Consider the following 9,546-nt stretch of genomic DNA (forward strand, 5'->3'; position numbering starts at 1 on the left):
GAGGCTCTGGTCGAACCGGCGCAAGGCGACACCCCACACCGGCCCGGACTCCTACGGTGCCAGCGCGTCGATCGCCTTCACGATCCGCTTGTCCGAGACCGGATAGGCCGTGCCCAGCGCGTGCGCGAAGTAGCTGACCCGGAGCTCCTCGATCATCCAGCGGATGTCGGTGACCTCCTTCGGGACCGGCCGCCCCTTGGGGAGCTGCTCGAGCAGCCAGGCGTACTCGTCCAGCATCTCGCGGACCTTCTCCATCCGGGTGGTGTCCCGCTGCACGCCGGTCGGCATCTGCTGGAGCCGGCGGTCCACGGCCACCAGGTAGCGCATCAGGTCCGGGAGGCGCCCTAGCCCCGTCCGGGTGACGAAGCCCGCCGGCATCAGCCAGGCCAGCTGCTCGCGCACGTCCGTCAGGTTGTCGATGAGCGCGAGGCTGTTCGTGGCCTTCAGGCGGCGCTCGCAGGCCTGCCAGGCGGCCAGGATCTGCTCGACCTGGCCCACCGTCCGGACGGTCGTGTCGACGAGGTCGGCGCGGACCTTGTCGTACAGCTTCCGGAACGACTCCTCGTCCCAGACCGGCCCGCCGTGGTCGGCGATCAGCTTGTCCGCGGCGGCGGTCGCGCAGTCGTCGAAGAGCGCCTGGATCGAGCCGTGCGGGTTACGGGACAGGGCGAGCTTCTGCTGGTTGGTGAGCTTGTCCGAGGCGAACTTCGCCGGGTTCACCGGGATGTTCAGCAGGATCAGCTTCCGCGTGCCCTGCCACATCGCCCGCTCCTGCTCGGCCTCCGTGTCGAAGAGCCGTACGGAGACGGTGTCGCCCGCGTCCACCAGCGCCGGGTACGCCTTGACCGGCTGGCCGGCCCGCCGGGTCTCGAAGACCTTCGTCAGCGTGCCGATGGTCCACTCCGTGAGCCCCGTGCGCTCCAGGGACTGCCCGGAGCCGTCCGGGCCCGCCGTGGCGGCCGCGGCGGCCTTGGAGAGGGCCTGGCGGGCCTTGGGGCGCAGCTTGAGCTTCAGCGCCTCCAGGTCCTTGTCCTCGGCCAGCTTGCGGCGCCGCTCGTCGACGATCCGGAAGGTGATCTTCAGGTGGTCGGGGATGCGGGAGAGGTCGAAGTCGTCTGGGGAGACCGGGACGCCGACCATCCGGTGCAGTTCGCGAGCCAGGGCCGTCGTCAGCGGCTCCTGCACCGGCACGACGGCGTCCAGGAAGCGGGTCGCGAAGTTCGGCGCGGGCACGTAGTTGCGGCGGATCGGCTTGGGGAGGGAGCGGATCAGCTCGGTGACGACCTCGGCGCGCAGGCCCGGGATCTGCCAGTCGAAGCCCTCGTCCGTGACCTGGTTGAGGACCTGGAGCGGGATGTGGACGGTCACACCGTCGGCGTCCGCGCCCGGCTCGAACTGGTACGTCACCCGGAACTTCAGCGGCCCCTGCCGCCACGAGTCCGGGTAGTCGGCCTTGGTGACCCCGGCGGCCTTCTCGTTGATGAGCATCTCGCGCTCGAAGTCGAGGAACTCCGGTTCCTCGTGCCGCTTGTGCTTCCACCACGAGTCGAAGTGGGTGCCGGACACGACGTGTTCGGGCACCCGCTTGTCGTAGAAGTCGAAGAGCGTCTCGTCGTCGACGAGGATGTCCCGGCGGCGGGCGCGGTGCTCCAACTCCTCGACCTCGGTGAGGAGTTTGCGGTTGTCGGCGAAGAACTTGTGGTGCGTGCGCCAGTCGCCCTCGACGAGCGCGTTGCGGATGAACAGGTCGCGGGAGACCTCGGGGTCGATCCGCCCGTAGTTCACCTTGCGGTCGGTGACGATCGGCACGCCGTAGAGCGTGACCTTCTCGATCGCCATCACGGCCGCCTGGTCCTTCTCCCAGTGCGGCTCGCTGTACGTCTTCTTGATCAGGTGCTGGGCGAGCGGCTCGATCCACTCGGGCTCGATCTTCGCGTTGACCCGGGCCCACAGCCGGGAGGTCTCCACCAGCTCGGCGGACATGATGAAGCGCGGGGGCTTCTTGAAGAGCGCCGAGCCCGGGAAGACCGCGAACTTGGCGCTGCGGGCGCCCAGATACTCGTTCTTCGCGCCCTCCTTCACGTCCTTCATGCCGATGTGGCTCAGGAGCCCGGCGAGGAGGGAGGTGTGGACGGACTGCTCCGGCGCGTCCTCCTCGTTGAGGTGGATGCCCATCTGCTTGGCGACCGTACGCAGCTGCGCGTAGATGTCCTGCCACTCGCGGATGCGGAGGAAGTTCAGGTACTCCTGCTTGCACATCCGGCGGAAGGAGCTGGAACCGCGCTCCTTCTGCTGCTCGCGGATGTACCGCCAGAGGTTGAGGAAGGCGAGGAAGTCGCTCGTCTCGTCCTTGAAGCGGGCGTGCTGCTGGTCGGCCTGCGCCTGCTTCTCGGCGGGCCGCTCGCGCGGGTCCTGGATGGAGAGCGCGGCGGCGATCACCATGACTTCCCGTACACAGCCGTTCTTGTCGGCCTCCAGGACCATGCGGGCCAGGCGGGGGTCGACGGGGAGCTGGGCGAGCTTCCGGCCCTGCTGCGTCAGCCGCTTCTTCGGGTCCTTCTCGCTGGGGTCGATCGCCCCCAGCTCCTGGAGGAGCTGCACGCCGTCGCGGATGTTGCGGTGGTCCGGCGGGTCGATGAAGGGGAACTTCTCGATCTCGCCGAGGCCGGCCGCGGTCATCTGGAGGATGACGGAGGCCAGGTTCGTCCGGAGGATCTCGGCGTCCGTGAACTCCGGGCGGGCTTCAAAATCCTCCTGGCTGTACAGCCGGATGCAGATGCCGTCGGACGTACGGCCGCAGCGGCCCTTGCGCTGGTTGGCGCTGGCCTGGCTGACCGGCTCGATCGGGAGGCGCTGGACCTTGGTGCGGTGGGAGTAGCGGGAGATGCGGGCGGTGCCCGGATCGATCACGTACTTGATGCCCGGCACGGTCAGCGAGGTCTCGGCCACGTTGGTGGCGAGGACGATCCGGCGACCCGGGTGCGGCTGGAAGACGCGGTGCTGCTCGGCGTGGCTCAGGCGGGCGTAGAGGGGGAGTACCTCGGTGTTGCGCAGCTGCTTCTTCAGCAGCGCGTCCGCGGTGTCGCGGATCTCGCGCTCGCCGGAGAGGAAGACGAGGATGTCGCCGGGGCCCTCGGACTGGAGCTCGTCGACGGCGTCGCAGATGGCGGTGATCTGGTCGCGGTCCGACTCCTCGGAGTCCTCCTCCAGGAGGGGCCGGTAGCGGACCTCGACGGGGTACGTCCGGCCGCTGACCTCGACGATCGGCGCGTCGCCGAAGTGGCGGGAGAAGCGCTCGGGGTCGATGGTCGCGGAGGTGATGACGACCTTGAGATCGGGGCGCTTGGGCAGCAGCTGGGCCAGATAGCCGAGCAGGAAGTCGATGTTGAGGGACCGCTCGTGCGCCTCGTCGATGATGATCGTGTCGTAGGCGCGCAGCTCGCGGTCCGTCTGGATCTCGGCGAGCAGGATGCCGTCCGTCATCAGCTTCACGAAGGTCGCGTCGGGGTTCACCTGGTCGGTGAAGCGGACCTTCCAGCCGACCGCCTCGCCGAGGGGGGTCTTCAGCTCCTCCGCGACGCGCTCGGCGACCGTACGGGCCGCGATCCGGCGGGGCTGGGTGTGGCCGATCATGCCCCGGACGCCCCGGCCGAGCTCCAGACAGATCTTGGGGATCTGCGTCGTCTTACCGGAGCCCGTCTCACCGGCGACGATCACGACCTGGTGGTCGCGTATCGCCTCCAGGATGTGGTCCTTCTTCTGCGAGACCGGGAGCTGCTCGGGGTACGTGACCACGGGCACGCGGGAGGCCCGCCCGTCGACGCGCTCCTTGGCCTTGCCGGCCTCGGCGGCGATCTCGTCCAGGACGGCCTCACGGGCCTCGGGCTTGCGGATGCGGCGGGCGCCCTCGAGGCGGCGGCCGAGCCGGTGGGCGTCCCGCAGCGAGACCTCGGCCAGGACGGACTGGAGGGCGGCGAAGGAAGTAGACATACGGAACCCAGGATCGCACCCCGGGCGGAGAACGGGCGAACTGATTTCTGTCACGTACGGCCAGGTACGGCCAGGTACGGCCCGTAATATTTCGGGCACGTCGAGCTGAGAGGTACCCACCATGTCCCGCACCGCCCGCGCGCTCACGGCGCTCGCCGCGCCGGCGGGCGTGTAGCGGGCCGAGCGCCGTCGCCGTCCGCCCCCTCTCGCGTCACGTCCAGGAGCTTTTCCGCATGTCCAAGTCCAAGCCGATCATGATCGTCTCCGGGGTGGCGGTCGCCGCCGCGCTGCTCGGAGTCGTCTCGTACACCGCGACCAGGCCCGCGTCCGGGTCTTCCGGATCGTCGGCCGTCGCGGAGGTCTCCGCCGACCCGTCCGCCGGCGTCTACCCCGAGCTGGAGGCGTACGCCCGCCGGGACGCCGCCGACAAGCTGGCCATGGGGCGGGCCGACGCGCCCGTCGTCCTGATCGAGTACGCCGACTTCAAGTGCGGCTACTGCGGGCAGTTCGCCCGCGACACCGAGCCCGAGCTGGTGAAGAAGTACGTCGAGAACGGCACCCTGCGCATCGAGTGGCGGAACTTCCCGATCTTCGGCGAGGAGTCGGAGGCGGCGGCCCGGGCCTCATGGGCGGCGGGGCAGCAGGGCCGGTTCTGGGAGTTCCACAAGGCCGCGTACGCCGAGGGCGTGAAGGAGAAGGGCTTCGGTACGGAGCGGCTGGCGGCCCTCGCGAAGGAGGCGGGCGTCCCGGACCTGGCGCGGTTCGCGAAGGACGCGGACAGCGCGGCGGCCCGGGCGGCGGTGAGCAAGGACCAGGAGCAGGGGTACTCGCTGGGCGCGACCTCGACGCCGTCGTTCCTGGTCAACGGGCGGCCGATCGCGGGGGCGCAGCCGGTCGAGACGTTCACGGAGGCGATCGAGGCGGCGGCGAGGACGGCGAAGCCGGGGAAGTCGGGGAAGGGGACCCGGTGACCTCCGACATCGGCTATCTGGCGGCGTTCCTCGGCGGCCTCCTCGCCCTGCTCAGCCCGTGCAGCGCCCTGCTGCTCCCGGCCTTCTTCGCGTACTCGATCGACTCGACGAGCCGGCTGCTCGCCCGTACCGGCATCTTCTACGCGGGTCTGGCGACCACCCTCGTCCCGCTCGGCGCGGCCGGTTCGTTCGCCGGGCGGCTCTTCTACGGCCACCGGGATCTGCTGGTGGCCGTCGGCGGCTGGACGATCATCGTGCTCGGCGTGCTCCAGATCCTCGGGATGGGCTTCGCCTCGCGCCGTATCGCCGAGGTCAGCGGCCGGATCCGCCCTACGACGGCGGTCTCCGTCTACGCCCTCGGCCTGGTCTACGGCCTCGCCGGCTTCTGCGCGGGCCCGATCCTGGGCAGCGTGCTGACGGTGGCGGCGCTGAGCGGCAGCCCGGCGTACGGCGGTCTGCTGCTCGCGGTGTACGGGCTGGGGATGGCGGTGCCGCTGTTCCTGCTTGCGCTGCTCTGGGAGCGGTACGAGCTGGGCAGGCGCCGCTGGCTGCGCGGCCGCGTGCTCCGGGCCGGCCGCTTCGAGCTGCACACGACGTCGCTGCTGTCGGGGCTGTTCTTCGTCGTGCTCGGCACGGTGTTCCTGGTCTTCGACGGCACGACGGCGCTGCCGGGGCTGCTGTCGGTGGACGACTCGTTCGCGGTGGAGGAGCGGGTGGCGTCGGTGGGCCGGTCGGTGCCGGACTGGGCGCTGCTGGTGGCGGTCGTCGCGGTGGTGGCCGTGGTGCTCGCGGTCCGGGGGTGGCGGGGCCGGGGCCGTCGGGAGGCCTGAGGGTACGGGCCGGGGGCGCGCGGGATCACTCGCGTACCCCGCCCCGTACCCTTCGCGCACACGAAAAAGGCCCCGTTCTCGCGAACGGGGCCTTCTCTCTGTGGCTGGGGCCGGGGTCGAACCGGCGACCTATCGCTTTTCAGGCGATCGCTCGTACCAACTGAGCTACCCAGCCACGAGACTGTTTCCAGCCTCAGCGATCCTGACGGGACTTGAACCCGCGACCTCCACCTTGACAGGGTGGCGAGCTAACCAACTGCTCCACAGGACCTTGCAATGTGCGAGCACTAGTCTCGCACACAGTGATGCGTGCCCCCAACGGGATTCGAACCCGTGCTACCGCCTTGAAAGGGCGGCGTCCTGGGCCACTAGACGATGAGGGCTAAGGGCCCACCTGGGCGCTTCTCAGCGCGTCGGGGACGTGAGAAGCATATGGGATGCCGGCCGCTATCGCCAAAACGGTTTACGCCGGGGGCCGGGCCGTCGCTCGTGGTCAGCCCAGGCGTCAGCCCCAGCCCAGTTCGTGCAGGCGTTCGTCGTCGATGCCGAAGTGGTGGGCGATCTCGTGGACCACGGTCACGGCGACCTCGTGGACCACGTCGTCCGCGCTCTCGCAGTAGCGCAGGGTGGGGCCCATGTAGATCGAGATGCGGTCCGGCAGGACGCCGGCGTACCACTCCCCGCGCTCGGTGAGGGGCGTGCCCTCGTAGAGCCCGAGGAGCTCCGGGTCGGAGGGGCCGGGTTCGTCCTCCACGAACACGGCCACGTTGTCCATGACCCGCGTGAGTTCCGGCGGGATCGTGTCCAGGGCCTGGGCCACCAGCTCTTCGAACGTGTCGCGTGTCATCTCCAGCACACCGCCATTGTCCGTGACGGCGGCGCGGTTGCGGGGGCCGCAGGGCCGAAATGATCCCGCGGTTCTGGCGCTGCGGGGGTCTTGGTCCCCGGGGGCGTGTCCCTTGCGGTGCCAAGGGAGTTGGGCAGCGAGACACGTTCTCCTGCCCGTCCTTCCCGTCCATCCCGCCCTTTTGTGTCCTGGAGGTACTCTCCGTGCGCCATTTGCCCGCCCGTGTGAGATGGGTCGCGACCGCGTTGGCGGTCGCCGCCTGTGCAGGTCTGAGCGGCTGCATGAGTGTGAGCGACGAGGGCGCGAAGCCGGCGCCCGGCAAGTCCGCGGGAAAGCAGGGCGTGGCGGCCGAGTCCGGCGACGGCGTCGGGGCCTCTTCGGGCGGGCATGCCGGATCCGGCCGGGACACGTCCGGGAAGACCGGTCCGGACGCGGACGGCGCGGGCGAGGAATCGCCGGTGCCCAGCGGGGAGCCGTCGGCCTCCGGGAAGCCCACGGCGGACGTGCCGGCGGGCGGGGCCTCCGGGGACAGGCCGCAGCCGGGTCAGGCGCCCGGAGGGACGGCCGGTGGCGGCGCGGGCGGGCCGAGCGCGCCGGGCGGGGAGCCCACCCCGTCGGCCGACCCGCCGGAGCCGACGCCCACCCCGAGCGTGGAGCCGACCCCGAGCCCGACTCCGGAGCCCACTCCGGAGCCGTCCGACACGCCGTCCTCGACCCCGGGGGCGGACACCCACATGGGGGCCATGAGGGCGGCGGACGGGCCGGGGAAGCAGGCGGAGCCGGAGGCATCACCGCAGGTCGGGCCCGCGTGAGGGGGTCCGGTTTGCCATAGGTGGGGGAGGGTGCGTATGGTGGTAGATCGTTTGATCCCATTGCCCGGCGCCGACACAGAAGAGCGCCGTGTGGCGCGTACTCTCCCTAGCCGTGGCTGGACCGCATTGAGGCGGTCGATTTGCGAATTTCACGGAGTTGACGGGCGCGTGCCGAGACTCCGGAAGGTTTCGCATTTCGCATGTCCATTTTCAGTTCTGACCACGCCGTCATGCCCGAGAACGACGAGATCGTCGAGGCCGTAGAGGCCACCGAGATCGTCGAGACCGAGGCGCCGGACTCCGTCGAGGAGTCCGCCGAGCCCACCATCACCTTCGCCGACCTCGGCCTGCCCGAGGGCGTCGTGCGCAAGCTCGCGCAGAACGGCGTGACCACCCCCTTCCCGATCCAGGCGGCGACCATCCCGGACGCCCTGGCCGGCAAGGACATCCTCGGCCGCGGCCGTACGGGCTCCGGCAAGACCCTCTCCTTCGGTCTGCCGACCCTGGCGCAGCTGGCCGGCGGGCACACCGAGAAGAAGAAGCCCCGCGCGGTCATCCTCACCCCGACCCGTGAGCTCGCGATGCAGGTCGCGGACGCCCTCCAGCCCTACGGCGACGTGCTCGGCCTGAAGATCAAGGTCGTCTGCGGCGGTACGTCGATGGGCAACCAGATCTACGCCCTGGAGCGCGGCGTCGACATCCTCGTCGCCACCCCGGGCCGCCTGCGCGACATCATCAACCGTGGCGCCTGCTCCCTGGAGAACGTCCAGGTGGCCGTCCTCGACGAGGCCGACCAGATGTCCGACCTGGGCTTCCTGCCCGAGGTCACCGAGCTGCTCGACCAGGTCCCCGAGGGCGGCCAGCGCATGCTCTTCTCCGCCACCATGGAGAACGAGATCGGCACGCTGGTCAAGCGCTACCTGCACAACCCGGTGAGCCACGAGGTCGACAGCGCCCAGGGCAACGTCACGACCATGACGCACCACGTCCTCGTCGTGAAGCCGAAGGACAAGGCGCCGGTCACGGCCGCCATCGCCGCCCGCAAGGGCCGCACGATCATCTTCGTCCGCACCCAGCTGGGCGCCGACCGCATCGCCGAGCAGCTCGTCGAGGCCGGCGTGAAGGCGGACGCGCTGCACGGCGGCATGACGCAGGGTGCCCGTACCCGCGTGCTCGCCGACTTCAAGGACGGCTACGTCAACGCGCTGGTCGCCACCGACGTCGCCGCCCGCGGTATCCACGTCGACGGCATCGACCTGGTCCTGAACGTGGACCCGGCCGGTGACCACAAGGACTACCTGCACCGCTCGGGCCGTACGGCTCGCGCCGGCCGCTCGGGTGTGGTCGTGTCTCTGGCCCTCCCGCACCAGCGTCGCCAGATCTTCCGCCTGATGGAGGACGCGGGCGTCGACGCCTCGCGTCACATCGTGGGCGGCGCGGGCGCGTTCGACCCGGAGGTCGCCGAGATCACCGGTGCGCGTTCGCTCACCGAGGTCCAGGCCGACTCCGCGAACAACGCGGCCAAGCAGGCCGAGCGTGAGGTCGCCGACCTCACCAAGCAGCTGGAGCGCCTGACCCGCCGCGCCGCCGAGCTCCGCGAGGAGGCCGACCGCCTGGTCGCCCGTTCCGCGCGCGAGCGGGGCGAGGACCCGGAGGCCGCGATCGCCGAGGTGACGGAGGCCGCCGAGGCCGAGGTCGCTGCGGCTGTGGTCGCGTCGGAGCCGGTACGCGAGGAGCGCCGCGAGGAGCGCCCGGCGTTCCGCGACGAGCGGGGCAACTACGAGCGCCGCGACCGCGGCGGCGACCGTGGCGGCTTCCGCCGCGACGACCGCCGTGACGACCGTGGTGGCCGTTCCTTCGAGCGTCGTGACAACGACCGTCCGTCGGGTGGCTTCCGTCGTGACAACGACCGTCCGTCGGGTGGCTTCCGCCGCGACAACGACCGTCCCTCCGGCGGTTTCCGCCGCGACGACCGTCCGTCGGGTGGCTTCAACCGTGACGACCGTGGCGGCTTCCGCCGCGACGACCGCCGTGACGACCGTGGTGGCCGTTCCTTCGAGCGTCGTGACAACGACCGTCCGTCGGGTGGCTTCCAC

At 70.5% G+C, this 9,546-nt stretch carries 6 protein-coding genes and 3 tRNA genes; 4 read left to right on the forward strand and 5 right to left on the reverse strand.

Annotated elements, in window-relative coordinates:
- Positions 1-51: 51 nt before the first annotated feature.
- Positions 52-3,990 carry an ATP-dependent RNA helicase HrpA gene (gene hrpA, locus ACZ4VI_RS16720; protein WP_467999929.1) on the reverse strand — a complete coding sequence of 1,313 codons (3,939 nt, stop codon included), beginning with the start codon at positions 3,988-3,990 and terminating at the stop codon, positions 52-54.
- 233 nt (positions 3,991-4,223) lie between these two features.
- Here hrpA and ACZ4VI_RS16725 point away from each other — a divergent pair, with 233 nt between their 5' ends.
- Positions 4,224-4,961: a DsbA family protein gene (locus ACZ4VI_RS16725; RefSeq protein WP_467999930.1), complete on the forward strand. Its 738-nt coding sequence runs from the start codon at positions 4,224-4,226 to the stop codon at positions 4,959-4,961.
- A complete protein-coding gene (locus ACZ4VI_RS16730; RefSeq protein ID WP_467999931.1) occupies positions 4,958-5,791 on the forward strand; it encodes a cytochrome c biogenesis CcdA family protein in 834 nt (277 codons plus the stop codon). Before ACZ4VI_RS16725 ends, ACZ4VI_RS16730 begins: the two co-directional genes overlap by 4 nt.
- A 101-nt stretch (positions 5,792-5,892) precedes the next feature.
- Here the strand turns inward: ACZ4VI_RS16730 and ACZ4VI_RS16735 are convergent.
- From ACZ4VI_RS16735 to ACZ4VI_RS16750, 4 genes are all read right to left on the reverse strand, one after another.
- Positions 5,893-5,966: transfer RNA gene (locus ACZ4VI_RS16735), tRNA-Phe, on the reverse strand.
- Positions 5,967-5,988: 22 nt separating this feature from the next.
- A tRNA-Asp gene (locus tag ACZ4VI_RS16740) sits at positions 5,989-6,062 on the reverse strand.
- A gap of 39 nt (positions 6,063-6,101) precedes the next feature.
- Positions 6,102-6,174, reverse strand: a tRNA-Glu gene (locus tag ACZ4VI_RS16745).
- A 122-nt stretch (positions 6,175-6,296) separates the two neighbouring features.
- On the reverse strand, positions 6,297-6,647 hold the full coding sequence (locus ACZ4VI_RS16750; protein WP_467999932.1) for a metallopeptidase family protein: 351 nt from the start codon (positions 6,645-6,647) through the stop codon (positions 6,297-6,299).
- 272 nt (positions 6,648-6,919) lie between these two features.
- Between ACZ4VI_RS16750 and ACZ4VI_RS16755 the strand changes: the two genes are divergently transcribed.
- Positions 6,920-7,450: a hypothetical protein gene (locus ACZ4VI_RS16755; protein ID WP_467999933.1), complete on the forward strand. Its 531-nt coding sequence runs from the start codon at positions 6,920-6,922 to the stop codon at positions 7,448-7,450.
- Between the two features lie 200 nt (positions 7,451-7,650).
- On the forward strand, positions 7,651-9,546 hold a 1,896-nt coding region (locus tag ACZ4VI_RS16760; protein WP_467999934.1), incomplete at its 3' end, for a DEAD/DEAH box helicase.

The organism is Streptomyces sp. NPDC029169, assembly GCF_055563935.1.

Excerpts from the sequence above, each read along its gene's own strand:
- hrpA (WP_467999929.1), bottom strand. The coding sequence starts at position 3,990 with ATGTCTACTTCCTTCGCCGCCCTCCAGTCCGTCCTGGCCGAGGTCTCG.
- ACZ4VI_RS16725 (WP_467999930.1), top strand. The coding sequence starts at position 4,224 with ATGTCCAAGTCCAAGCCGATCATGATCGTCTCCGGGGTGGCGGTCGCC.
- ACZ4VI_RS16755 (WP_467999933.1), top strand. The coding sequence starts at position 6,920 with ATGAGTGTGAGCGACGAGGGCGCGAAGCCGGCGCCCGGCAAGTCCGCG.